This window comes from Nocardia sp. CC227C (assembly GCF_030767025.1).
Lineage (GTDB): Bacteria > Actinomycetota > Actinomycetes > Mycobacteriales > Mycobacteriaceae > Nocardia.
The window spans coordinates 37728-63209 of record NZ_JASITE010000015.1; the positions used below are offsets into that span (position 1 = coordinate 37728).

Sequence of the window (25482 nt, forward strand, 5' to 3'; positions counted from 1 at the left end):
GTTCCGGCATGCGGGTGGACCGGATCGCCGATGACAGGGCGGAACCGGGTAGCCAGCGCGCCGGGCTCCGTACGACGAATGCCCCCGCACCCACCGAGTCGCCCGAGGCCAGCGTCACGGAGGCCGCTGGGATTTCGGGCGTCGCGGGGACTGTCGGAGTTTCGGTCGGCACGGGAGCTGTCGGGGCTTCAGCTGTCACCGGAGCTGCCGAGAACTCGGCCGTCACGAAATCCGCCCCGTCCCCGGCGGCTGTCCCCGGCTCCGCCGACTCGACTGCGACGAGCCTCCCGGGATCGGGCCGCACCGCCGCTGCCAGAGCACATGTCGGTATGGCTGGCCGCTCCGAACCAGCGGTACCCCGGGAACGGCGCACGTCTGCCCCCACTGGCTCGGACAGGGTCGGCGGGCTGCCGGTTTCGGGTTCTGTCCCGAACGGCGTAGGCAGGCCTACGGTTCCGGATGCGGGCGTTGGCCTGAACGGTATTGTCGGACAATCGGTTTCGGGTGCGCTCGGATTGCACGAGCCCTTCTTCGCCTGGGCCGACGGTACGCCCGACGCGCCCGCCGTGCTGTGGGGCGAGGACGGCTGTCTCACCTACGGTGAGCTGGCCCGGCGCGCGCGGGCGATTGCCGCGGACCTCCCGGCGGGGCATCTGCTGCCGGTGCGGCTGCCGAAGGGGCCGGATCAGATCGCCACGGTGCTGGGCATTCTCGCGGCCGGTTCTGCCTACGTTCCGGTGGGCGTCGACCAGCCTCCGCACCGGCGCGAGCGGATCCTGCGCCACACCGGTCCGCTGCCCGCGGACGAGCCGGACGGGTTGGCCTACGTCATCTTCACCTCCGGGTCCACCGGAGATCCCAAGGGCGTTCGGATTCCGCACACCGCCGCCGTCAACACCATCGACGACCTCACCGGGCGGTTCGCGCTGACCAGCCGGGACCGCACGCTGGCGGTGTCGGCACTGGACTTCGACCTGTCGGTCTTCGACATCTTCGCCCCGCTGCGCACGGGCGGCGCGGTGGTGCTGGTGGGGGAGGAGCAGCGGCGCGATCCGGCGGCGTGGGCCGACCTCATCACCCGGCACGGCGTGACGGTCCTCAACTGCGTCCCGGCCGTTCTCGACATGCTGGTGTCGACCACCCGGGACCTGCCGCTGCGGACGGTGCTGGTCGGCGGTGACCGCGTGAGCGTCGACCTGCCCGCCCGGCTGCACGCGGCCGCGCCCGGCTGTGTCTTCGCCGCCCTCGGCGGCACCACCGAGACGGCCATCCACTCCACCATCCAGCTCGTGAAACCCGATGCGGTGCAGGAGTTCTCCGGTCCGGCCGCGGGCTGGAACTCGATTCCCTACGGCACGCCGCTGCGCGATGTGGCCTGCCGGGTGGTCGACGCGCTCGGGCGCGACCGGCCGGACTGGGTGCCCGGTGAGCTGCTGATCGGCGGAGCCGGGGTGGCGCGCGGCTACCTCGGCGACCCCGACCGCACCCGGGAGCGCTTCGTCGACGGCTGGTATCGCACCGGCGATCTGGCCCGCTACCGGCCCGACGGCACCCTGGAATTCCTCGGCCGCATGGATCATCAGGTCAAGGTGCGCGGCCACCGCATCGAGCCCGGTGAGATCGACGCCGCACTGCTCGCGCACCCCGCGGTGGGCCGCGCGGTCACGGTGGCCGCCGGTTCCCGGCTGGCCGCGGCCGTCACCCCGGTGCACGAACCGGTCGAGGTGACCGCCTTCGACCCACCCTGCGCGGCGGCCGTGGATCAGGTGCCGCTGGTGCACGCCACGCTCACGCGGCTGCTCGAGGAAACGACCCACATCGCCGAGCGCTTCGAACCGCTCGTGGCACGGTGGCGGGAGTGGCTGCTCGACAACGAGGCACAAGTCTCGACCGACACCACGCGCACCGGGCGGACGCGGCCGAACCGGGCTAACGGGCCGGTCGAACCGCTTCCGGTGGACCCGCTTCCGGTGGATCTGCTTCCGGTGGAACCGCTCCCGGTCGAACCGCTTCCAGCGGAACCACTTCCGGTCGAACCGCTTTCGGCGGATCTGCTTCCGGCGGACCCGCTTCCGGCGGACCCGCTTCCGGCGGACCCGCTTCCGGCGGAACCACTCCCGGCGGAACCACTCCCGGTGGAACCACTCCCGGTGGAACCACTGGCGCGCGTGCTGTCGGGAGAACGTGATCCGCTCACGCTGCTCGGCCACCCCGTGCTCGCGCCCGCGGCACTGCTGTGGGCGCTGCCGGAGACCGCGACGGCACTCGGCGCGATTCTCGATGCGGTGCGCGACCTGGCGGGCCGGACCGCCCGCCCGATCCGCATCGCCGAACTGGGCGACAATCTCGGCGACCGACTGCTGGCCGCGATCGACCGCGACCCCGCACTGTCGTCCGACGCCGTCGAGTACACGTGCGTCCCGCGCACCGGGCAGGTGCCCGAATCCCTGCACGGACAGTGCGATCTCGTGCTCGCCTTCGCCACCCTGCACACCTATCCGGATCCGGCCGCCGGGCTGTCGGTCGCGGCATACCTGCTGCGCCCCAAGGGTGTGCTGGTACTGGTCGAACAGCCCGAACTGCCGCCGCTGGGGCTGCTCTCGGCGGCGCTGCTGGAGGGCGGCTTCACCGGCGGCGATCCGATGTCCCCACCCCGGCGCTGGCAGGAACTGCTGGCGGTCGGTGGATTCGCCGTCGAGCGGGCCGCCGCCCACGGCACCCTGTTCAGCCTGACGGCCGCCTGGACCGGCACCCCGGTCGATACCGCCGACCTGGCGGCCTTCCTGTCCGAGCGGCTGCCCGAGCCGATGCGGCCCGACGTCATCCGGGTGCTGCCCCGGCTGCCGCTGTCGCCCAACGGGAAGATCGACCGGGCCGCGCTCACCGCGCTGCTCGCCGAATCCGAACCGGCCACCGCGGTGACGCCCCCGGCCACGGCGGCGGAACGCCGGGTCGCGGCGGTGTGGTCGGAAGTGCTGGGCGTCAACGGTATCGGCCGCGAGCACGACTTCTTCGCCCTCGGCGGCGACTCCCTGCTCGCCACCCGAATGGTGGGGCGCTTCGCCGGAACGAAGCTCGCCGACCTCTACGCCCACCGGACCGTCGCGAGCTTCGCCGCGCGGCTGCGTGCCGACGACGAGACCGGAATCCGCACCGTGACCGCCGATCCCGACGCCCGCCACGAGCCGTTCCCGGCTTCCGACATCCAGCGCGCGTACTGGATCGGCCGGGGCAGCGGTGCGGCCCTCGGCGGCGTCGGCACCCACTACTACAGCGAATTCGACTGCCCCGATCTGGATCCGGAACGCTTCGAACGGGCGTGGCGGACATTGATCGCCCGCCACGAGATGCTGCGGGCGGTCTTCGACGCCGACGGCAATCAGCGGATTCTGCGGGTCGCCGACCTGCCGCCGTGGCGGATGCAGCGGGTGGACGGCGATATTCGCGCACTGATGTCGCACCAGGTGCTCGATCCGCACACCTGGCCGCTGTTCGACGTGCGGCTGGGCTCCGACGGTCGTGTCGGCATCAGCCTGGACAATATCGTGCTGGACGGGCTGAGCATGATGATCCTGTTCTCCGAACTGGATCTGCTCTACCGGAATCCGGACGCCGAGCTCGCGCCGATCGACGTCTCCTTCCGCGACTACATGACCCAGGTCCGGCCCGCGGCGGAGGACGAGTCCCGGCGGTACTGGCTGGACCGGATTCCGCAGCTGCCGCCCGCGCCGAGCCCGCCGCTGCGGGTGGATCCGGCCACCGTGGGCGTGCCGCGTTTCGTCCGCCGCTCCGGGCGGCTGTCGGCCGCCTCGTGGGAGGGACTGCGGCGCACGGCCCGCGCCGAGGGCCTCACTCCGACGACGCTGCTGCTCGCCTGCTACGGGGAGGTCCTGGCCAGATGGTCCGGCCGCCCCGACATCACCGTCAATGTCACGCTGTTCGACCGCGTCGCGGCGCACCCGCACATCAATCGGGTGCTCGGCGACTTCACCTCCCTGCTGTTCACCGAATTCCGCAGCGCGGCGAGCATTCTCGACTCCGCTCGGCGGCTGCACGAGCGCATGTGGTCCGATCTCGACCACCGCGACGCCTCGCCCATGTGGGTGCTGCGTGAACTGGCCCGCCATCACGGTGAACAGGTCGGTTTCCCGATCGTGTTCACCAGTGCGCTCGGGGTCGCCGAGGACGGGCTGTCACTGGACCCCTCCGGCTTCGGTGAGAAGGTGTGGGCGATCTCGCAGACGCCGCAGGTGTGGATGGACCTCCAGGTGCACGAGGCGGACGGCGGCCTGGCGTACGCACTCGACACCGTGGACGAACTGTTCTGCGAGGGAACGGTTCCCGCGCTGTTCGAGGCATTCGAAGAGCTGGTGCGGGAGCTGGGGGACCGGCGCGCGACCACGGTCTCGACACCGCGCGCCGCACTCGGACGCGGCGTCGGGCCCGGAACGGCGCGGCACGGACTGCTGCACGAACGCTGCTTCGCGCAGCGGCCGGACGCGGTGGCGCTCATCCACGACGGCGGCGAGGTCACCTACGGCGAACTGACCGATCGCGCCCTGCGAATCGCGGCGTCGCTGCCGCCGAACCGGGTGATCGCGGTATCGCTGCCGAAGGGCCCCGATCAGATCGCCGCGGTACTCGGTGTGCTCGCGGCCGGTTCGGCCTATCTGCCGATCGGCGTCGACCAGCCCGAGGCGCGCCGGCAGCGGGTACTGGCCGCCGCCGGAGCGGAGATCGTGATCGACGACATCGAGCGGTTCGTCGCGGCAGCCCCCGCGGCGGCCCCGGTGCCGACCGCGCCCGATGCCCTGGCCTACGTCATCTACACCTCCGGTTCGACAGGCGATCCGAAGGGCGTCGAGATCACCCACGCCGCCGCGTACAACACCGTCACCGATATCAACGAACGCTACGACGTCGACTCCCGCGACCGCGTACTCGCCGTCTCCGCACTGGATTTCGACCTGTCGGTGTACGACATCTTCGGTCTGCTGTCGGTCGGCGGCACGGTGGTGCTGATCGAGGAGGACGCGCGACGCGACGCACGGGCCTGGTCGCGACTGGTGACCGAATATGGCGTCACCGTGTGGAACACCGTCCCGACCCTGCTGGACATGCTGTTGGCCGCCACCGACACGGCGACGCTGCCGCTGCGTCTGGTGCTGGTCTCCGGCGATTGGGTGAACCTGGACTCGCCCGCTCGGCTGCACGCCGTCGCACCCGACTGCCGCTTCGTCGCGCTCGGCGGTGCCACCGAGGCCGCCATCTGGTCGAATGCCTGTGAGGTGCGCGAGGTTCCGGAGCAGTGGACCTCGATTCCCTACGGCCACGCGCTGCGCGGACAGCGCTACCGCGTCGTGGACGATCTCGGCCGCGACTGCCCGGACTGGGTCGCGGGCGAACTGTGGATCGGCGGGGCGGGCGTGGCGCGCGGCTATCGGGGTGACCCGGAACTGACCGCCGCGAAGTTCGTCTCGCACGACGGCGTGCGCTGGTACCGGACGGGGGACCGAGGTCGCTTCTGGGCCGACGGCACCCTCGAATTCCTCGGCCGCACCGACCATCAGGTCAAGATCCGCGGGCACCGCATCGAACTCGGCGAGATCGAATCGGCCCTGGCGTCGTATCCGGGCGTCGCCGACGGTGTCGCCGTGGCGACGGGGGAACGGACGCGGCGACGGCTGGCCGGATTCGTGGTACCGCACCCCGACGGCCCGGTGCCGGAAACCGATGCCCTGCGCGAACACCTGCGCGGCCTGCTGCCGTCGTATGCGGTCCCGCATGCGCTGGTGGTGCTGGACGCACTGCCGCTGACCGCGAACGGCAAGGTCGACCGGCGGGCGCTCGCGGAATTCGATCACGAGATCACCGTGGACCCGCCGACCGGCCCTACCGAGACACTGCTGGCCGCACTGCTCGGCGAATTGCTGCGGGTGACACCGGGCCGCGACGACAACTTCTTCGCACTCGGCTGCGACAGCCTGATCGTCACCCGCCTCACCGAACGCCTGCGCCGAGAGCACGGCATTCGACTGACCCTGCGCGAAGTGTTCTCCGCGCCGACCATTGCCGACCTCGCGGGGTTCATCGACACCCGGCGAATCGAGGAAGGGGAGCTGTGAACAGCCCATCCGACACCCGTCCCGCCACTGTCCCGGCCGAAGCCGATCCGGCCGAACTGATCGCGCGCCTGCGCCGCCTCGGCATCGAGTTGTGGACCGAGGAGGGCGCACTGCGCTACCGCGCCCCGGCCGGAGTCTTCACCGACGAGCTCAAGCAGACGCTGAAGCGGCACCGCGACGACGTCATCGCCCTGCTGTCCGCGCAGCGCACCCTGACACCCGCGCCGGAGCAGCGCTTCGAACCGTTCCCGCTCACCGATGTGCAATCGGCCTACCTGCTCGGCCAGACGGACGCCTTCGACTACGGCGGCGTCTCCTGCCACGGCTATCTCGAGGTCTGGCTCGGCGAGGTGGACCCGGACGCGGTGCAGACGGCCTGGGCCGACCTCGTCCGCCGCCACGACATGCTGCGCGCGGTCGTCGATCCGGCCACCGGAACCCAGCGGATACTGCCCGACGTGCCGCCGGTGCGGGTGCGGCGCGACGACTCCGCGGAACGGGTGCGCGCCGAGCTGAGCCACGCCCGCTACGACGCCGCCCGCTGGCCGCTGCACTCGCTGTGCCTGACACCGGGCTGGCTGCTGCACCTCTCGGTCGATCTGCTCATCGCCGATTTCGCCAGTGTGCAACTGCTGGTGGGCGAACTGCTGGCCCTGCTGCGCGGTGAGACACTGCCGCCGATCGACATCTCCTTCCGCGACTACGTGCTCGCCCAGCGCGCCCTGCGGGACGGTCCCGACTACGCCGAGCACCGCGACTACTGGCAGGACCGGCTCGACGAACTCCCGCCCGGCCCGGACCTGCCGCTGGCGGCCGCCGGTGCGGCACCCGGCGAATCCGGTGCGGCGCGACCGTCGTCCACCGCGCGATCGGCGGCCGCGACCCCGGGGCCTGCCACGACGGAGACCGCGACCGACACCCCGACCGACAACGACAGCGGATCGACGTCGGCCGTCCGCTTCCACCGGCTCCAGCGGCGGATACCCACGGTCCGCGACAGCGCGGCCGCACACGGCGTCACCACTTCGGCGCTGGTGCTCGCCGCGTACGCCGAGGCGATCGGACGGTGGAGCCGCACCCCGCGGTTCACCGTCAATATGCCGTTGCAGAACCGGCTCGCCCTGCACGAGCAGGTCTGTGCCCTGGTCGGCGATTTCACCTCGGTCAACCTGCTGGAGGTCGATCTCACCGAGCCGGTGCCGCTGGTCGAACGGGCGCGCCGACTGGGTGCGCGGCTGCTGTCCGACATCGACCACCGGCTCTACTCCGGGGTCGAGGTGCTGCGCGAACTCGGCCGCCGGGCCGCGAACGACGCCACCGACAGCGGGCGGACGCTCATGCCGGTGGTCTTCACCGGGGTGCTGGGCGGCGGTACCGAGGTGCGCTACGGCATCAGCCAGACCCCGCAGGTGTGGATCGACTGCCAGGCCGTGGAGCAGGACGACACCATGCTCGTCAGCTGGGATGTGCGCGAGGGCGTGTTTCCGGAGGGGCTCGCCGAGGCTGCCTTCGACATGTTCGTGACGCTGCTGACCGGACCCGCCGACATCGGCCCGCCGCATCCGCTGCCCACGGATCAGCAGCGAATCCGCAAGGCGGTCAACGACACTCATACGGAACTGCCCACCGGCCTGCTGCACGAACCCTGGCTCGCGGCGGCGCACCGCCACGGCGACCGCCCGGCCCTCATCGCGGGCGGACGGGTGCTCAGCCACGCCGAACTGCTGGCGCGCGCACAGCGCGTCGCGGCGGCGCTGCGCGCCGAGGTGCGCCCGGGCGACCTGGTCGCCGTCACCATGGACAAGGGCCTCGATCAGATCGCCGCCGTGCTGGGCGTGCTGCTTGCCGGGGCCGCCTACGTTCCGGTCGACACCAACCAGCCCGCCCCGCGCCGCGCCGCCATGCTGGACGGAATCGACCACGTACTCACCGAGATCCCGGACACCGGCGCGGACGTCCCGGAGCTGCCGCCACCGGGAATCGACCCGGACGCGCTCGCGTACGTGATCTACACCTCCGGGTCCACCGGCACCCCGAAGGGCGTGATGATCTCGCACGCCGCCGCGCGCAACACCATCGAGGACATCAACTCCCGGTTCGAGATCACCGAGCACGACCGGGTGCTGGGGCTGGCCCAGCTCGGTTTCGACCTGTCCGTGTACGACATCTTCGGGGTACTGGGTGCGGGCGGCTGCCTCATCCTGCCCGACCCGGACCGGCGCGGCGATCCGTCGCACTGGGCCGAACTCATCATCGGCCACGGCGTGACGATCTGGAATTCCGTTCCGGCCCAGGCGCAGATGCTCGCCGACTATCTGCCCGGTGACGCGCCCTCGGTGCGAGTGGCACTGCTGTCCGGCGACTGGATCCCGGTGACGCTGCCCGCGCAGCTGCGGGAGCGGCTGCCGAAAGCGCGGCTGATCAGCCTCGGCGGAGCGACGGAGGCGTCGATCTGGTCCATCAGCCACGAGATCGAGGACCTGGCACCGGGGGCGACCAGTGTGCCCTACGGAAAACCCCTGGCCAATCAGCGATTCCGCATCGTCGACGCGCTCGGGCAGGACTGCCCGGACTGGGTGCCCGGTGAGCTGTGGATCGGCGGCGTGGGCGTGGCGCGCGGGTACCGCGGCGACGACGCGCTGACCGATCGGAAATTCGGCGACGGCTGGTACCGCACCGGTGATCTCGGACGCTACCTGCCCGACGGGAACATCGAGTTCCTCGGCCGCGCCGACAATCAGGTGAAGGTGCGCGGGCATCGCATCGAACTGGCCGAGATCGAGGCCGCCCTGGCGGCGCACCCCGAGGTCGCGGCGGCAGCGGTGGTGGTCCAGGGCGAGGGCACCGCGCGGCGGCTGGTGGCCTTCACCGAGTCCGCGCTGCACCAGGCCGGTGCGGAGGTCCTGCGGAAGCCCACCGCCGGTGCGGCGTCGGGCGAAGTCGAGGCCGAGCGGGTCGCCGAATTCGCGCACGCGCTGGACGCGGCCGTCCTGGCCGACGCCCGCGCCGCCGTCGACGCGGTGGCCGAGCACGAGGTCGCCCCGCGCCATCGCGACCTGCTGCGCCGCTGGCGGAACGTGTTGCGGGACAACCCGGCCCCCGAACCTCCCGACACCGACGCCCGCGCCGCCGAGTCCCCGGCCGCGGCCACCGACGGTGCCGAGCCGATGGCTGGCACTACCCGAGGTGTCGAGCCCCAGCCTGCCGGTGTGAGTGCTGTCGGGTCCGCGCCCGGCGGTGATGTGAGCGCTGTCGGGTCCGCGCCCGGCGGCGGTGCGGGCGCTGGCGGGTCCGAGCCTGCCCGTGCCCGTGCTGGCGGGTCCGCGCCTGTCGCTGCCCGCGCTGCGGACACGGCCGGGGTCGCCGCCGCAGCGGGCCGCACCGCCGCCGCGACCGCCGCGGCTGCCGAGGGCCGCACCGCCGCCACTGCCGCGACCGCCGATCCCGGCGCGAGCGATGCCTGGGGCCGGGTGCGGGAATTGGCCGTGCCGGACCTGTGCGATGAGCGGCTGATCGACTACCTGCACACCTGCGCGCAGTCCATGCCCGCGGTGCTGCGCGGCGAGCTGGACCCGATGGCGCTCATGTTCCCCAACGGGGGCATGGCCGTGGCCGAGGCCGCCTACCGGACCAACATCATGACCCGGTATCTCAATGCCGTCGTGGCCGAGGCGGTGCGGCGGCGCGCGCCGCGCCGGGTGCTCGAGGTCGGTGCGGGCGTGGGCGCGACGACGGCGGAGGTGCTCGCCGCCGGATACGTCCCGACCCGCGACTACGTCTACACCGATGTGTCGCCGTACCTGCTCGACCACGGGCGCTCCCGCTTCCCGGGACTGACCTTCGCGCGCTACGACATCGACGTCCCGCCCCGCGAACAGGGGTTCGCGCCGGAATCCTTCGATCTCATCCTGTGCGCGGGCGTACTCAACAATGCGCGGCACACCGGTCGCACCCTGGGCTGGCTGCGCGAACTCCTCGCTCCCGGCGGCACCCTGGTGGTCACCGAGCCCACCCGGGAGCACTACGAGGTGCTGGCCTCGCAGTCGTTCATGATGACCGCGCCGGAGGATCAGCGCGCCGACACCGGGCACACCTTCCTGACCCGGGAGGAATGGCTGGCCGAACTCGAACCGTTCGGCGAGGTCACCTGCCTGCCGGAACCGGGGCACCCCCTGGAACCGCTCGGACAGCACGTCTTCGTCGCCGGGCCCTCGATCGAGGACCAGCTGCGGGCGACCCTGCCCGACTACATGGTTCCCGCCGTGATCGAGACCCTGCCCGCGCTGCCGCTCACCGACAACGGCAAAGTGGACCGGCGCGCCCTGGCGGCACTGGCCGATTCACTCGCCACCGCCTCCGACCGGGCGAGCGGTGCCGACGACGAACCCCGCGACGACCTCGAACGCCAGCTCGCGGGCATCATCGCGGATGTGGTGCGCCGCCGCCACATTCCCCGCACGGCCAACCTGTTCGGCCTCGGCGCGGATTCGGTGATGCTGAGCCAGATCGCGGGCCGGGTGCAGCAGGAGGTGGCGCTCGCGCACCCGCTGTACTTCGACAGCATCCTGCGCCAACTTCTGCATCAGCCCGCGCTCGCCGATCTGGCCGATCACTTGCGCGCGGCCGGTGACCCCGAATCCGCGGCTCCCACAACGCCACTGGTGGATCTGGGCGGTCCGCCGAGTGATCCGAACCCGGTCATCGTTCTGGTGCACGAGGGGCTGGGGACCATGGCCCCGTATCAGCGGCTGGCGGCACGCCTGTCGGCGACCCGGCGGGTGATCGGGCTGGCGGTGCCGGATGCGCGGGCCTTCGCCGCGATCGCCCCGGAGGTCCTCGTCGACCGCCTCGCCGCGGACTACGCCGACGCGCTGCTCGCGGCCGGGCACACCACCATCCGGCTGGTCGGCTACTGCCTGGGCGGACTGCTCGCCACCGAGGTGGCGCGGACCTTCACCGAACGCGGCGGGCGCGTGGACCGGCTCACCGTGATCAGCAGCTATCCGCCGGAATTCGAGGTGGGGGAGCCCATGGTGCTCGAGGGCACCTTCGCGCAGGCGCTCGGAGCCGACCCGGCGACGCTGGGATATCCGGGCGACACCGAGGAATTGGGGCGCGCCCTCGCCGACATCCTCGCCGCCACCCCGGGCCGGATACCCGCCGGGTCACTCGACTTCGGCGCGCTCGCCGAGCTGTCACCGGAGGAACGTATCGCCCGGATCACCACCGATCCGGACCAGTTCGCGGTGTTCCGCAACAGCTTCCAGGCCGCCAGCAGGTACGCGCCACCGCTGTACGCCGGTGACATCACCCTGCTGCGACCGCGCGAGGGGATGCGGCTGGTCTCGGGCATGTCGGGTGATCTCGCCGACTACTGGTCGAAGGTGTGCCTGGGGCGGCTCGATGTCGTCGAGATTCCCGGCAACCACTTCACCTGCCTGGCGCACGATCTCACGGCGCGGCTGTGACCGAGGGCCCCGTCATCGGAGTGCTGGGCGCGACCGGAGCCGTCGGCTCGGCCGTGCTCGGCATGCTGTCCGGTCGCGCCGTGCGGCCGGGCACCCGCGCGGATTTCACCGACCTGCGGCACTGGGCCACCGGCTGCGCCGTGGTCGTGAACTGCACCGGCGTGCCGGTCGCGGACCGGATACACGGCGCCGGAGCCGATTACGTGGATCCGGCGGCGCGGCCCGAACAGCCGACGGCCGTGCCCGCCGGTGACCGGATCGCCGTCTACGACGCCGGTGCCATGCCCGGCGCGGCCGGACTGCTGCCCCGCTATCTGGCCGCCGACCGCGGCGTGCGACCGGCACGGCTGTCCGTGACCGCGGGCGGGCTGTACCGGTTCACCCCGGCGGCGGCCCGGGAATTCCTCGCGACCACGGACGGGTGGCGGGAACAGGCGGCCCGGGTCGACCGGGCGTTGGGACTCACCGGCTCGGACTGGACCACCCGTTTCGACGGCGACTGCGTGCGGCGGCTGCTGCGCGGCGGACCGCCCACGGTCGCACAACTCCTGGCCGCCGCGGCCGCGGATACCGCGGGCCGCGCCGAATATCTCGTCATCACGGCGGAACTGACCGATGCGGACGGCACGGTCCACCGCGCGCGACTGCGCGCCCGACCCGACCTCACCGCCACGGTCGCGGCCGCCGCCGCCCTCGCCGTCCTGCACGGCGAGATTCCGCCCGGCATCCACTCCGCCGACGATGTGCTCGACCCGCTCCGGGTGATTCCGCCATTGCTCGGCGAGGAAGGAACACTGTGAAAGTCCTCGTCTGCGGTACCGGCTTCGGCCGTGTCTACCTGCGCGCCCTGGAACGAGAACCGTTCCAGCTCATCGGCATTCTCGCCCGGGGCGGTGAACGGTCCCGGGCGTGCGCGCGGGACTACGGGGTGCCGTTCTACACCGCGCCCGACCAGGTGCCCGACGGTGTGGACCTGGCCTGCGTGGTGGTGCCCAGCGGCGTCGGGGGCGGCCCGGGAGCCGAACTGGCCCAGGCATTCCTGGCCCGCGACATCCCCGTGCTGCTCGAACATCCGGTGCGCGCCGACGAACTCGCCGACTGCCTGCGGGCAGCCGCACAGCGACGAGTCATGTTCGGCGTCAACACCTTCTACGTGCATCTGGAGCCGGTGCGCCGGTTCCTGGACGCGGCGCACCGCCTGCTGCGCACCCATCCGGCGACCTTCGTGGACGCCAGCTGCGCGGTCCAGGTCTCCTATGACCTGCTCGACATCATCGGGCAGACCCTGGGCGGACTGAGCCCGTGGGCGCTGGAACCGTCGGAGATCTCCGCACGACTCCACGACCTGGCCCGCTCGGCGTTCACCGACCGCTGCGTCAATGCGGTCATCGCCGGGGTGCCGGTCACCCTGCGGGTGAACAACCAGGTCGTACCCGATGATCTCGACCATCCCACCCATCTGCGGCACCAGGTCACCCTGGGCACCGAGGCGGGCACCCTGGTGCTGGCCAGCACCCACGGACCGGTGCTGTGGTGTCCCGCCGTCCACGTGCCCAAGAACGACGGCACCTTCTCCCTCGACGGAGTGGCCCTCGACGGAGTCGACGCCACCCCGACGGTGGCGTGCCTGGGGCCGTCGACCGCGCCCGGCGTGCGGGACGTCTTCGACCACGTCTGGCCCGATGGGGTGCGGCACTCGCTGCTGACCATGCGGCAGGCCATCGCCGACGGCGTCGACCCGCTCGCGGCGGGGCAGTACCACCTGACACTGTCGCGGCTGTGGTCGGAACTGACCCGCGGACTCGGCTACCCGCTGCCGGTGAGCCGGGCTCCCGCGCCCGCCGTGCGGATCGACGAGCTGCTGCCGGAAGGGAGCTGAGATGTCCACCGGCACAACCGACGCGTTCACCGGCGACACCGTCTTCAATCCGCTCGATTCCCGGCATATCCGCGATCCGTATCCACTGCTGCGCGACCACCCGCCGGTGGCGTGCCCGTTCGCCGGATTCCGGGTCGTCGTCTCGGACGCGGTGTCGCGCACCGTACTGCGGGACGCGACGAGCTTCTCCAGTCAGGCCAACAACACCGTGGCGGCGCATGCGACCGCGCCGGAGAAGGTGCCGGCGCTGTCACAGCTGGACGCCCCCGAACACACCCGGCTGCGCGCGCTGGTGCGCGGACAGTTCACCGCCAAGGCGCTGGCGGATCTGGAACCGGTCCTGGCGGCACACGCTCGCGCGCACGCCGCGACCGCCGAGGATCTGGTGGCCGACTTCGCCGAGCCGCTGCCCGCCCTCGCCCTCGCCGAATTCCTGGAACTGCCGGGCGATCTGGTGCGGCGCTGGGTCTCGGAGTTCACCACGCTGGTCGGCTACGAGAGCGCGCCCGGCTGGCCGGAGTTCCGCGACCGCGTCGACGGGCTGCGGCTGCGGCGTTTTCCCGGCCTCACGCCGCCGGAGCGGCGGATGCTGGTGCACTTCCTCGTCGTCGCCGGCGTCCGAAATGTCACGCACCTGATCGGCAATCTGCTGCACCGCCTGCTGATCTCGCGGATGTGGCCGCTGCCCGCCGAACACATCGGCGCGGCCGTCGAGGAGTCGCTGCGGCACGAGCCGCCCGCCCTGTGGAGTATGCGCACGGCGACGCGACCCTGCCCGGTCGGCGATACGCCGGTCGCGGCCGGGGAGCGGATCTTCGTCGTCACCGCCGGAGCCAACCGCGATCCCCGGCGCTGGCCCGATCCCGACGAGTTCCGGCTGCACCGGCCGGGCGCGGCCGGCCACCTCGGCTTCGGCACCGGACCGCATGCCTGCCTCGGCGCGACGTTCACCCGCCTGCAAGCCCAGATCTATCTGCGAGTACTCGCCGAGACCGCGCCGAGCCTACGGCTCGCGGACGGATTCACCTATCGATCGACCGGCGACCTGATGAGCCGCGGTCCCGCCACGCTACCGGTACGGAGGTTGCCTTGTCCCTGATGGACCAATCGGATCTGGTCACGCCCTGGGCGATTCGGGTCGCGGCGACCCTGCGCATCGCCGACCTGATCGCCGACGGTGTCGACACCGTGCCGGAGCTGGCCGGCAAGTCCGGCGCGGACACCGACGCGCTGCACCGCCTGCTGCGCTATCTCGCCTGCCGCGGGGTGTTCGCCGAAACCGGGCCCGGCCGCTTCGGACTCACCGATTCCGCGCGGCTGCTGTGTTCCGATCATCCTCTCGCCATGCGGGATTGGTTCGATCTGGACGGGGCCGGCGGTCGCATGGACCGCGCGTTCGGCGCACTGCTCGACGTGGTGCGCACCGGGCAGCCCGGCTATCCGATCGTGCACGGGCGGACGCTGTGGGACGACACCGACGCCTCCTACAACGAGCTCATGAGCAAGCACACCCGCTTCACCGTGCCCACGCTCACCGACGCGTACCCCTGGGACCGGGTGCGGTCGGTGGTCGACGTCGGCGGCGGCTCCGGGGCGGTGCTCAGCGCGCTCGCCACCGCGCATCCCGGGCTGACCGGCACCCTGGTGGATCTGCCCGATGCCGCCGACGCCGCCGCCCGCGCCTTCGAACAGGCCGGACTGGGGGCCCGGTGCACCGCCCGGGCGGGCGACTTCTTCCAACCGCTGCCCGCGGGCGCGGACGCCTACCTGCTGACCTGGGTGCTGCACGACTGGCCCGACGCCGACGCCGAACGCATTCTGCGGCGGTGCGCCGAGGCCGCGGGGGCGCACGGACGCGTCATCGTGGTGGAGAACCTGGACAGCGGGGTGCGACCGGAGGTCACCACCGCCATGGACCTGCGCCTGCTGGTCCTGTTCGGGGGGCGCGAACGCACCACCGAACAGCTCGACGAGCTGGCGTCGGCGGCCGGGCTGCGGCGGCTGTCCGCCCGGACCCTGCCGGGACCGACCCCGGTCTGGCTGCTGGAGTACGCGCGGTGATCGACCCCTACGCCGCCACCGCCGAGTTCTACGATCTGGTCGCGGCGCCGCTGTGGGCGCGGAAGGGGCCGGTGCTGGCGGACGCGCTGCGACAGGCCCGGCCCGACCGGGGCCCCATCCTGGATATCGGCGCGGGCACCGGGCTGTCCACCGAGGTGATCGCCGACGCGCTGCCGGACGCGAGAATCATTGCGGTGGAGCCCTCGTCGGCCATGCGGATCGCGTTGGCCACCAGGATCGCGGTGCGCGGGCTGACCGGCCGGATCACCATCGTGGCCGATCCGGTGGACGGTCTGAGCTTTCCGGACCGGCTGGGCGGGGCCGTCGCCTACGGCGTACTCGGCCACCTGCCCGCCGCCGATCGGACCCGGCTGCTGACCACGCTCGGGCAACGGCTGGCCCCCGGTGCTCCCGCCGTCGTCGAACTGCTGGACGAGACCGCGCCGCCCACCCCCGCCCTGTCGCGGATCGCGCGAGTTCCGGTGGGGGAGCACCACATCGAGGTCTGGAGCCGCGGCGGCGGGGACGACTCGCAGCGGCCGCCGGACGGGCCGGTGCGATGGACGCTGACCTACCGGCTGCTGCGCGGCAACACGGTGCTGCGGACGGTGGAGACCCCCATGCCGTGGACGGACTACGACCTGACGGCCCTGCGTACCGAGGCGCGGCGGGCGGGGTTGAGCTGCACGCGCGTCGCCCCCGATGTCGCGGTGCTCACCCGCGGCGACACCGCCGAATCCGAGTGAAGGACATTCCCGACATGCCCTCCCTCCTCGAGCTGTCCATGCACTTCTTCGTGCAGATGGCCGTCATCCTCGTGGCCTACCGGCTGGTGTGGCTGATGTTCCGACCGCTGGGGCAGGTGCAGGTGGTCGCCATCATGGCCGCCGGATTCCTGCTCGGCCCCTCGGTACTCGGCGCGATCTGGCCCGCCGCGCAGCGGTGGCTGTTTCCCACCACCATCGACATCGGCGGCGAGACCGTGACGCATCCGTCGCTCGGCGCGATCTACGTCGTCGGGCAGCTCGGGCTGGTGCTGTACATGTTCCTGGTCGGCTCCGCCTTCCAGACCGGCATCCTCACCGCGCACATCCGGGTGGCGGGGGCCACCGCCACCGCCGGGGTGGCGGTGCCCATGCTGCTGGGCGGGGCGACGGGACTCGTGCTGGCGGCCCAGGGCGGCTACTTCACCGACGAGATCGCCCCCTGGCAGGCGGCGCTGTTCCTGGCCGCCGCCGTCGCCATCACCGCCTTCCCGATGCTGGCGTGGATCATTCACGATTCCGGGCTGCACCGCACGCGCATCGGCACCATGGCGCTGGCCTGCGCCGCCTCCGACGACGCCTGCGCGTGGGTGCTGCTGGCCGCGGTCGTCGCCAGCACCCAGGGCAATGCGGCGGGTGCGCTGATCGCGGTGGGCGGCGGCATCGGGTTCGTGGTGTTCATGCTCACCGTCGGCACTCGCGCGCTGGCGCCGCTGAACGACTGGGCGGAACGTGATCCGCGCGGCGACGCCCTGCCGACCGCGCCGCTGATCGTCATGCTCACGGTGGTGCTGCTGTGCGCGTGGTTCACCGACCTGGTCGGCGTGTATTCGGTGTTCGGGGCCTTCGTCGCCGGTATCGCCATGCCGCGCGGCCGCCTGCTCGACCAGGTGCGCGCCCGCACCGAGCCGCTGGTGTCGTACCTGCTGCTGCCCGCGTTCTTCATCTTCTCCGGACTCAACACCGAACTGAGCCTCATCCTCGAGCCATCGGTCCTGCTGACGGCCCTCGCCGTACTCGCGGTCTCCTTCGGCGGCAAGTTCGGCGCGGTCACCCTGGCCGCCCGCTACCAGGGCATGAGCTGGCGCGAAGCCGGTTCGATGGGCGCTCTCGCCAACGCCCGCGGCCTGATGGAACTCATCCTGCTGAACATCGGCCTCACCGCCGGCCTGATCACCCCCGCCCTGTACACCATTCTCGCCATCATGGCCCTCGTCACCACCTTCGCCACCACCCCTCTCTTCCGCCTCTTCGAACGCAACGCCCACAAACACGGCCTCACCTTCGCCGCCGACGGCGAGGTCGCCCTACGAGCGGAGGGGATGCCGACAGCCCGCTGAAGTCACTCGCGGCGGTGCCGTTCGGCCCTGCTGTCGGCGGGTGGGGTGGCGCATCGTGAACGGTAGGCGGCCAACGGGATTCGCCGGATGCGACTACCTCCATCGAAAGGAGTGAGACAATGGACTGGCCCACCGCGGCGGTGCTCATCGCACTGCTCATCGCCATTACCGCGATCGTGACCACCATGATCGCGGCGCGCAATGGCAAGTCGTGATCTCGTGAAGTGACCATGGACCCACCGCTGGGGGCGGAAGGGCGGTACCGACCGCTCCCGGAGGCGACCAGACTCACCAGTATGAGCAGCAGCGATTCACCTACGATGGCAACCGTTCCCGATCAGTCGACGGTGACAGCGGCGCTGGAGCTCGCCGCTCGTGCTCCGTCCGTGCACAACACCCAGCCGTGGCGCTGGGTCTTCGACGGGCACAATCTGCACCTGTACGGCGATCTCGATCGCCGACTGCCCGCCACCGATCCGCACCACCGCCAGTGGGCGATCAGCTGCGGTGCCGAGTTGCATCACGCCCGGCTCGCCTTCGCCGCCCGCGGCTGGCACACCGATGTGGTCCGGCTCCCCGAGACCGAACGCAAGGAGCGGTTGGCCACCCTGCGCTTCCACGCCTGGCCGGATCCGCCCGCGGCGGTGCGGGCGCGGGCCGAGGCCATCGCCCGCCGCTACACCGACCGGCTACCCCTGGCCGTGCCACGGGGGTGGGCCGCCCTGGCACCCACCCTGCGCGGCCTGGCCTCCCCGCACGATCTCGCCCTCGACGTACTGGACGACAACGCCCGCTCGCGGCTGATCGAGCTGTCCCGACATGCCACCGCCGCCCGACGCTACGACATGCAGTACCGGTCGGAATTGGATTGGTGGGCGGGGCATTCCGGCATGTCGTCGGGTGTTCCGCCGGAGGCGCTGCCCTCCGTGGGCGAAGAGGCCCGGGTCGGCGTCGCGCGGTCGTTCCGGCATCCCGAGCACGGGCCCCGACGCACCGCCACCGATCACGCGCGCCTGGTGGTGCTGAGTTCCCACGACGACACCCTGCTGCGCTGGCTGCACACCGGGGAGGCGCTCTCGGCCGTACTGCTGGAGTGCACGGCGCACGAGCTGGCGACCTGTGCGCTCACCCACGTGACCGAATTGCCCGCAGCGCGCCGCGCCATCGCCGACCTGCTCCCGCATGCGGCCACGCCGCAGGTGGTGATGCGGGTGGGCAGCGTCGCCGAGGGTGAACGTCCGGCCATGACCGCGCGGCGACCGCTGACCGAAACCCTCACCTTCCGCTGACGGGCACGCTCCGCGCCGACGTTCCCGCCGCGCCGACGTTTCCGGCTCCGCTGACGTTTCCGGCTCCGCTGACGGGCACGGTCCCCGCTGGCGGACCTCGTGACGGTTGAAAGACCCTCCGCTGAGAGGTCTTTCGCTACCCGCCCCCGCTGCCAACCTCCAACTGCCTGGATCAATGTCCCGAATGCCGTCCCCGACCGGCTCGGATCCCGTTCGCACGGCCGTTCGTCGTCTACTTCGACCGCGGCTGCGTGGGCGACCACCGCTACGACGGCCATTGCGGCGTGATCGCGCCGTCACGGCGGACGCGGCGGGTGGCGGGCGCGGGCGTGCCCGCTACGCGGGGTAGGGGGTGCGGGCCGGGATTTCGGTCCCGCGCGGCAATCGTCCACCGAAACCGAGTGTGGAACTACTCTGTCGGATCCGCTGGATTTGTCGAATCCTGGATTACAGGAGTGTTTTTCGATATCAGGGGTGTGCCATGAACAGCGCCGCTACGAATCGACGGTATGCGCCCGCGGGGGAGGAGCGGCCCATGAGGGCCTATGTCGCCGACGTCTCGGTCGACGGCGGCCCGGCCACTCCCATGCTGTGTCTGCTGACGAGGTCGGGCGAGGTGGTCATTCCCACCATGCCCGACGATGCCCCGGTACCGGACGGCGCGACGCATGTGGTGCGGGTCGAGCCGCGCCGTCCGTGGGCGAATCTCACGCCGGGGCAGGCGGTCTCGGCTCCCGACGATTACCGGCTGTGGCATCTCGGGGTCGGCGACGCGGGCGCGAGCCCCGTGCATGACACGGCCCCGCCGCGCCTCACCGTCGGCACCACTGCGGTGCCCCCGTCGCTGACCCGGGTGCGGTCCGCGCCGAGCGCGCCGGGCGCTGACCGCGTCTGCCTCGCACTCGCGGCGGCCGTCGCGCTGTCCGGTGCCGTGTTCGTCCTGCTGATCGTCCGCGTGCTACGCGCGCGACGCGGCAAGGACCGCCTCTGGCCGCCGCCTGGGTACTGCGCATCGTCGTGCAGATCGCGGTCATCCGGACGTTCAGCATCCTGCAACCGGTCTGCGTTCTCTTCGGCATCGCCATCGTGATCCTGGGGCTGACCTGGCGTCCGAACCCGGAGGACGATCGTTGAAGGGTTGATGTGATCGACCGCACAGGATTTTCGGCTAATTTATAGCAACATTTCTCGAAAGGCTGCCGATACCCTCCTCGAGCACCTGGTGCTCGCTTCCGTTCCGGTGCGGGGACCGGTTGTGTGCCTTGTGGTCTCGCGACCGCACGAGGGAAAGGGTCGGCATCGATGCGATTGACTCGCACTGCGTCGAATTCGGTGAGATGGTTCGGTATCGGCTGTCGGAGTGTGGCATTGGCGCTGGTAGCGCTGCTGTCCGCGGGTATCGCCCTGGTGGGCTCGGCGGCCACGGCCACGGCGGCGTTCACGCCCGCGGCCTTCGACTTCTGGGTGGAATCACCGACCATGGGCCCGATCAAGACTCGGGTGCTGCGCGCGGCCGACGGCAATACCAACCGCGTCGTCTACGCCCTGGACGGGATGCGGGCGCGGGAGGATCTCAACGGCTGGGAGATCGAGACCAATGTCGCCGAGGTGCTGGCCAGCTGGAATATCAATGTGGTCATGCCGGTCGGCGGCCAGTCCAGCTTCTACGCCGACTGGAACGCCCCGAGCGAATTCTTCGGCATCCCGGCGGGCACCGGCTCCGGCAATACCGGCTCCGGCGTGACCGACACCCTCTCGGGTGGCCCGGGCAAGAGTTACCGCTACGAATGGGAAACCTTCATCAACCGCGACCTGCGCTGGGCGCTGCGCGACCGGCTGGGCTTCAATCCGTACCGCAACGGCGTGTTCGGTCTGTCCATGGGCGGCAGTGCCGCGCTCACCCTGGCGGCCTACCACCCCGACCAGTTCAGCTTCGCCGGAGCCTATTCCGGCTACCTCAATATCTCCGCGCCCGGTATGCGGGAAGCCATCCGCCTGGCCATGCTGGACGCGGGCGGCTACAACGTCGACTCCATGGCCCCGCCGTGGGGACCGCAGTGGCTGCGCATGGACCCGTTCGTCTTCGCGCCCAATCTGATCGCCAACAACACCCGCCTGTGGATCGCCGCGGCGAGCGGTCTCCCCACCGCCGGTGACCCGCCGAGCATCGCCACCGCCAACGGTATGGCGCTGGAGGCGCTGGCGCTGGCCAATACGCGCTCCTTCCAGGTGCGCATGGCGACCCTGGGTGGCGGCAATGTCGCCTATTCGTTCCCGGCGTACGGCATTCACGCGTGGAATACCTGGCAGGACGAGGCGTACCGGATGATTCCGGACCTCTCCGCCAATATCGGCTGACGGTACGAGCGGTGCTGGTTATCGGTGAGGTCTGCACGGGCAGAAGGCGGGATGACGATGCTGGTAGCGGAAATCGACGCGGTGCTTGCGGTGGATTGGCTGTTGCGGGACCTGCCCGCCGCCGCGCTGCGCGGAGTCGCGCGGACGGCGGAGGCCGAGCGCATCCACCGGCAGGGACCGATCACCGCGCGCCGCCTGGCCGGTCGTGACGGGTTCGTCCGCTACGAACGTCGCCTGCGGCGAGCCGTGGACGAACTGGCCGCGATCGTGGCGGTGGTGGAACCCGTGGGCCCGGCCGGGCGGCCCGCGTGGGAGCAGGAGGCGCGGGCCTATGCCGAAATCGGTTCGGCCTGTATGGATCTGGCCTATCAGATCGAGCGTCGGCTGCTCTACACCGGTGCGCGCGCGGGCGGGTGGGCGGTGCGACTCGTGCACACCGCCCACCAGCTCGACGCGTATCTGCGTCCCGGATCGGTGGCCCGGCTGGCACGGGACAGCTATCAGGCATTGTTCGATGAGGCGGTGCTGGCCGGGCGGGGGAGTTTGCTGCCCGGCACCGGCGTGCCCGGCTGATATCGGACGCGGTAAACGCATGGGTATGGCGAATTTTGGGCCACCTATGACCGGAAGTGCCACTAATCCATGACATTCGGTGCCAACGCTCGTGCGATGTCTTGTCTGCCGGGCCGACAACGCTACGCTTTCAGCGGGTTTCCGATCATGAACCGCGTTTCGCTAACTCTCAGCGTGTCGAGGGTTGGCAGGTTGCTCGCTGATCGGCAGACCCACGGGCCGCATGCCCTGGCGGCCCGCGGTCCCGTCCCGCAGCGGGACCGACGCTGTAACGGATACGGGCACCGACGGGAGAACCCAACCGCGAAGTCCACCTCCCGTCGGTGCTGTCCGGGCCCACGCCCTCGGTCTCGGCGCGTCGGTCTTCGACGCTGCTCACCGGTTCGGCGCGGATCGTTATCCGGCGTCGGCCGCCGCTCGCCGTTGCACCTGCGCCGCCGCGATCTGCCGTGCCCGATCCAGCCGGATGAGCGGTAGGGCGGCCGCGGCGAGCACCGCGCCGATCAGACAGACCGAGGTCAGCGTTGCGCCGCGGGCGAGGGTGAGTGCCGCCAGTACCGGGGTGCAGCTGATGCCCAGCTGAAACGCCGACACCGTGGTGGCCCCCGCCAGCGTCGGCGCGTCACCCGCGAGCGCGAAGACCCGGCCGTAGAGCGCGGGATTCAGCACGAAGGCGGCTATTCCGAGCAGGAAGACCACCGGCACCACCACCCACGCCGTCGACATGGTCACGGCCAGCAGCGCCGACAGCAGCGCGATCACCACCGCGCCGGTGCCCAGCGCGAGATGCGGCCGCCGATCGGAGATCCGGCCGCCGATGGACAGCCCCGCGAACGCGCCGATCCCGAAGAGCGCGAGCACGCCCGGAATCCAGACCTCGGCCATGCCGGTGATCTCGGCGAGCATGGCCGCCAGGTAGTTGAACGTGATCATGTATGCCGCGGTGGTCAGAATGGTCACCGCCCAGACCGTCCACAGCATGGGCTTGCGCAGCGTGGCCAGCTCCCGCGTCACCGCGGCTCCGGTGTGCGGCGCGGAAGCCTTTGCGCTGGCGGGTATTCCGATCAGGCACCCGACGATTCCGGCGAGGGTCAGGACCACCACGGCCCAGAATCCGCCGCGCCAGCCGGTGAAGTGGCTCAGCAGGGTGCCCGCGGGTCCGCCCGCCACCATGGCCACACTGAGTCCGCTCACCACCACCCCGGATGCCCGGGCGGTGCGATCCGGCGTGACCAGGCTGATCGCGGTCACCGACGCGATGGCGAAGAATCCGGCGTAGGCGATTCCGGCCACCACCCGCGACGCCAGCAGCACGGTGTAGTCGCCGAACAGACCCAGGGCGATGGATACGGCGAAGACGCCCTGGGTCGCCACCAGCGCGGTGCGGCGCGGCCAGCGCAGGCTGAGCACCGCGAACGGCGGTCCGCCGCAGACGACGCCCAGTGCGAACGCGGTGATGAGCATTCCGGCCGAGGAGAGGGGGACGTCGAGGTCGGTCGCGACCTCGGGTAGGACTCCGGCCAGCAGGAATTCCGCGCTGCCCATGGCGAACAGGCTGAAGCCCAACAGGTATACCCCGGCGGGCAGCCTGGTGGTCGTGGTTGTCCGAGCCGAGCATCGGGCCGTGCCCGCGATATCGGCAAAGGTTGTTGCCGATTCCGGGACGAATTGATTGACTGGGCATATGGATGGACAGCCCAGCGTCGGTGCCGTGATCGAGCAGATCCCTCCGCGCCTGCGCAGCGCGCGGGAGCAGAAGGGCTACAGCCTGTCCGAGCTCGCCCGGCTGACCGGGTTGTCCACCAGCACGCTGTCGCGGCTGGAATCGGGTCAGCGCAAGCCGAGTCTGGAACTGCTGCTGCCGATCACGGTGGCGCTCGGGGTGCCGCTCGACGAGATCGTGGCCGCCCCGCGCATCCTCGACCCGCGCATACCGCAGCAGCCCACCAAGAAGGACGGCCGCGTGCTGATCCCGCTGTCGCGACACCAGGGCGAGCCGCGCGCCTACAAGATGACCATCCCCGCCCACGACGACACCCCGTACCTGCGCACCCACGACGGCTACGAGTGGCTCTACGTACTGCGCGGCCAGTTGCGCGTCCGGCTCGGCGACCACGATTTCGTCATGGGTGTCGGCGAGGCGGCCGAATTCGACTGCCGCATCCCGCACTGGTTCGGCGCGGCCGGGCGCGGCAGCGTGGAAGTGCTCAGCCTGTTCGGCAAACACGGCGAACGCATCCACGTCCGCGCCCGCGCCGCGGGACGGCCGGCCACGTCCGCGTGATGACCGGCGATCCGAAACCCATTGCGGCCGCAGGGGCTCGGGTCTAGCGTCGCTCCATGTCCTCGCCTGTTCTCGTGCCCTTCCATCAAGACGAACCGCTCGCTCCCGACACCATCCCGATGCCGGGGCCGGGCTATCGGACCGTATTGCCCGGTCTGCCCGACGGCACCGTCTGGGAGCGACTGGTCGCCCTCTACCGGGAGGTGGCGGCCACGGTCGCCGAGGTCGAGGGCACGCCGGTGGTGCTGTCCGGGGATTGCACCGTCGCCCTGGGCACGCTGGCGGGTGTGCAGCGGCGCGGAATCGACCCCGCGATCGTCTGGTTCGACGCGCACGGCGACGTGCACACGCGCGAATCGTCGACATCGGGCTATATCGGCGGCATGTCGCTGCGGCTGGCGCTCGGGGCACACGCGGACCTGATGGCCGAACCGCTCGGCCTGCGTCCGGTCGCCGCGGACCGGATGGTGCTGGTCGGCGCGCGCGATCTGGATCCCGGTGAGCGGGCATACCTGTCGACCGCGCCGGTGCGGCAATGCGCGGTCGACGCCATCACCATGCCGGAGGGGCCGGTGCTGCTGCACATCGACGTCGACGTGATCACCGCCGAGGAGGTTCCGGGTCTGCTCTATCCGGTGACCGGCGGTCCGTCGCGCGACGCCGTGCTCGACTCGGTGCGGCGGGTGATCGCCACCGGTCGGGTCGTGGCCCTCGATATCGCGTGTCCCTGGAAGCCGGACGAGTACCCGGAGCGCGCGGATCTGATCGCCGCGCTGACGGGACTGCTCGACACCCGTGCGCCCGGCGCGGAGCGCGAGTGACAGCGGATTTCCGGATCCGCCAGATTGCTTGACTCGTTCCAGAAAGCGGACGAGACTCTGGGTGTGCCCACGGCCACGGAATTCCAGCAGATGCTGCGGGGGGTTTCGCTGCGCGTGACCGCTCCGCGGGTCGCGGTGCTCAGTGCCGTACACGACCATCCGCACGCCGATACCGATTCCATCATCCGCGCCGTCCGCGCCCGCCTGTCGGCGGTATCGCACCAGGCGGTGTACGACTCGCTGCACACGCTGACCGCCGCGGGCCTGATCCGGTGCATTCAGCCCTCCGGATCGGTGGCCCGATACGAGACGCGGGTCGGCGACAACCATCACCATGTCGTCTGCCGGAACTGCGGGGCCATCGCCGATGTCGACTGCGCCGTCGGTGCGGCCCCGTGTCTGACCGCGTCCGACGACAGCGGTTACACCATCGACGAGGCCGAGGTCATCTACTGGGGTCTGTGCCCCGACTGCGCCGCGGCCCGACGCCCCTGATCGCAGCCCACTCCTTCAGGAAGGA

At 71.2% G+C, this 25482-nt stretch carries 16 protein-coding genes; 15 read left to right on the forward strand and 1 reads right to left on the reverse strand.

All coding sequences use genetic code 11. From position 1 onward, the window contains the following. The first annotated feature begins 8 nt into the window (after positions 1–8). From QMO76_RS27015 to QMO76_RS27070, 12 genes are all read left to right on the forward strand, one after another. Entirely contained in the window at positions 9–6125 is a 6117-nt protein-coding gene (locus QMO76_RS27015) for an amino acid adenylation domain-containing protein (protein ID WP_372342099.1), read from the forward strand. After that, positions 6122–11593, forward strand: a complete 5472-nt coding sequence (locus QMO76_RS27020) for an amino acid adenylation domain-containing protein (RefSeq protein WP_306364148.1) — start codon at positions 6122–6124, stop codon at positions 11591–11593. Before QMO76_RS27015 ends, QMO76_RS27020 begins: the two co-directional genes overlap by 4 nt. Then, entirely contained in the window at positions 11590–12393 is an 804-nt protein-coding gene (locus tag QMO76_RS27025) for a hypothetical protein (protein WP_306364149.1), read from the forward strand. Before QMO76_RS27020 ends, QMO76_RS27025 begins: the two co-directional genes overlap by 4 nt. Beyond that, entirely contained in the window at positions 12390–13472 is a 1083-nt protein-coding gene (locus tag QMO76_RS27030) for a Gfo/Idh/MocA family oxidoreductase (RefSeq protein WP_306364150.1), read from the forward strand. The genes QMO76_RS27025 and QMO76_RS27030 overlap by 4 nt, the downstream gene beginning before the upstream one ends. A gap of 1 nt (position 13473) precedes the next feature. Beyond that, positions 13474–14571, forward strand: a complete 1098-nt coding sequence (locus QMO76_RS27035; protein WP_306364151.1) for a cytochrome P450 — start codon at positions 13474–13476, stop codon at positions 14569–14571. Then, positions 14571–15533: a methyltransferase gene (locus QMO76_RS27040; RefSeq protein WP_306364152.1), complete on the forward strand. Its 963-nt coding sequence runs from the start codon at positions 14571–14573 to the stop codon at positions 15531–15533. The genes QMO76_RS27035 and QMO76_RS27040 overlap by 1 nt, the downstream gene beginning before the upstream one ends. After that, positions 15530–16279 carry a trans-aconitate 2-methyltransferase gene (locus tag QMO76_RS27045; protein ID WP_306364153.1) on the forward strand — a complete coding sequence of 250 codons (750 nt, stop codon included), beginning with the start codon at positions 15530–15532 and terminating at the stop codon, positions 16277–16279. The genes QMO76_RS27040 and QMO76_RS27045 overlap by 4 nt, the downstream gene beginning before the upstream one ends. A gap of 14 nt (positions 16280–16293) precedes the next feature. Further along, positions 16294–17637: a cation:proton antiporter gene (locus QMO76_RS27050; RefSeq protein WP_306364154.1), complete on the forward strand. Its 1344-nt coding sequence runs from the start codon at positions 16294–16296 to the stop codon at positions 17635–17637. Between the two features lie 320 nt (positions 17638–17957). Next, positions 17958–18926, forward strand: coding sequence for a hypothetical protein (locus QMO76_RS27055; protein WP_306364155.1), 969 nt, complete (start codon positions 17958–17960; stop codon positions 18924–18926). Between the two features lie 535 nt (positions 18927–19461). Beyond that, positions 19462–20016 carry a hypothetical protein gene (locus tag QMO76_RS27060; RefSeq protein ID WP_306364156.1) on the forward strand — a complete coding sequence of 185 codons (555 nt, stop codon included), beginning with the start codon at positions 19462–19464 and terminating at the stop codon, positions 20014–20016. 212 nt (positions 20017–20228) lie between these two features. Then, a complete protein-coding gene (locus QMO76_RS27065; protein ID WP_306364157.1) occupies positions 20229–21284 on the forward strand; it encodes an alpha/beta hydrolase family protein in 1056 nt (351 codons plus the stop codon). 51 nt (positions 21285–21335) lie between these two features. Next, entirely contained in the window at positions 21336–21857 is a 522-nt protein-coding gene (locus QMO76_RS27070; protein WP_306364158.1) for a hypothetical protein, read from the forward strand. A 396-nt stretch (positions 21858–22253) separates the two neighbouring features. Here QMO76_RS27070 and QMO76_RS27075 read toward each other — a convergent pair whose 3' ends face one another. After that, positions 22254–23423, reverse strand: a complete 1170-nt coding sequence (locus tag QMO76_RS27075; protein WP_306364159.1) for an MFS transporter — start codon at positions 23421–23423, stop codon at positions 22254–22256. A 118-nt stretch (positions 23424–23541) separates the two neighbouring features. Between QMO76_RS27075 and QMO76_RS27080 the strand changes: the two genes are divergently transcribed. The 3 genes from QMO76_RS27080 (at position 23542) to QMO76_RS27090 (ending at position 25457) form a co-directional block, all read left to right on the forward strand. Next, positions 23542–24141: a helix-turn-helix domain-containing protein gene (locus QMO76_RS27080; RefSeq protein WP_306364160.1), complete on the forward strand. Its 600-nt coding sequence runs from the start codon at positions 23542–23544 to the stop codon at positions 24139–24141. Between the two features lie 56 nt (positions 24142–24197). Beyond that, positions 24198–24962 carry an arginase family protein gene (locus tag QMO76_RS27085; RefSeq protein WP_306364161.1) on the forward strand — a complete coding sequence of 255 codons (765 nt, stop codon included), beginning with the start codon at positions 24198–24200 and terminating at the stop codon, positions 24960–24962. 90 nt (positions 24963–25052) lie between these two features. Next, positions 25053–25457 carry a Fur family transcriptional regulator gene (locus QMO76_RS27090; RefSeq protein ID WP_372342100.1) on the forward strand — a complete coding sequence of 135 codons (405 nt, stop codon included), beginning with the start codon at positions 25053–25055 and terminating at the stop codon, positions 25455–25457. The last annotated feature ends 25 nt before the right edge of the window (positions 25458–25482 follow it).

What these genes read in the sequence shown, in the direction of transcription:
- QMO76_RS27015 (WP_372342099.1), top strand. Translation starts at nt 9, where the DNA reads ATGCGGGTGGACCGGATCGCCGATGACAGGGCGGAACCGGGTAGCCAG.
- QMO76_RS27035 (WP_306364151.1), top strand. Translation starts at nt 13,474, where the DNA reads ATGTCCACCGGCACAACCGACGCGTTCACCGGCGACACCGTCTTCAAT.
- QMO76_RS27040 (WP_306364152.1), top strand. Translation starts at nt 14,571, where the DNA reads ATGGACCAATCGGATCTGGTCACGCCCTGGGCGATTCGGGTCGCGGCG.
- QMO76_RS27050 (WP_306364154.1), top strand. Translation starts at nt 16,294, where the DNA reads ATGCCCTCCCTCCTCGAGCTGTCCATGCACTTCTTCGTGCAGATGGCC.
- QMO76_RS27055 (WP_306364155.1), top strand. Translation starts at nt 17,958, where the DNA reads ATGGCAACCGTTCCCGATCAGTCGACGGTGACAGCGGCGCTGGAGCTC.
- QMO76_RS27060 (WP_306364156.1), top strand. Translation starts at nt 19,462, where the DNA reads ATGAGGGCCTATGTCGCCGACGTCTCGGTCGACGGCGGCCCGGCCACT.
- QMO76_RS27065 (WP_306364157.1), top strand. Translation starts at nt 20,229, where the DNA reads ATGCGATTGACTCGCACTGCGTCGAATTCGGTGAGATGGTTCGGTATC.
- QMO76_RS27070 (WP_306364158.1), top strand. Translation starts at nt 21,336, where the DNA reads ATGACGATGCTGGTAGCGGAAATCGACGCGGTGCTTGCGGTGGATTGG.
- QMO76_RS27080 (WP_306364160.1), top strand. Translation starts at nt 23,542, where the DNA reads ATGGATGGACAGCCCAGCGTCGGTGCCGTGATCGAGCAGATCCCTCCG.
- QMO76_RS27085 (WP_306364161.1), top strand. Translation starts at nt 24,198, where the DNA reads ATGTCCTCGCCTGTTCTCGTGCCCTTCCATCAAGACGAACCGCTCGCT.
- QMO76_RS27090 (WP_372342100.1), top strand. Translation starts at nt 25,053, where the DNA reads ATGCTGCGGGGGGTTTCGCTGCGCGTGACCGCTCCGCGGGTCGCGGTG.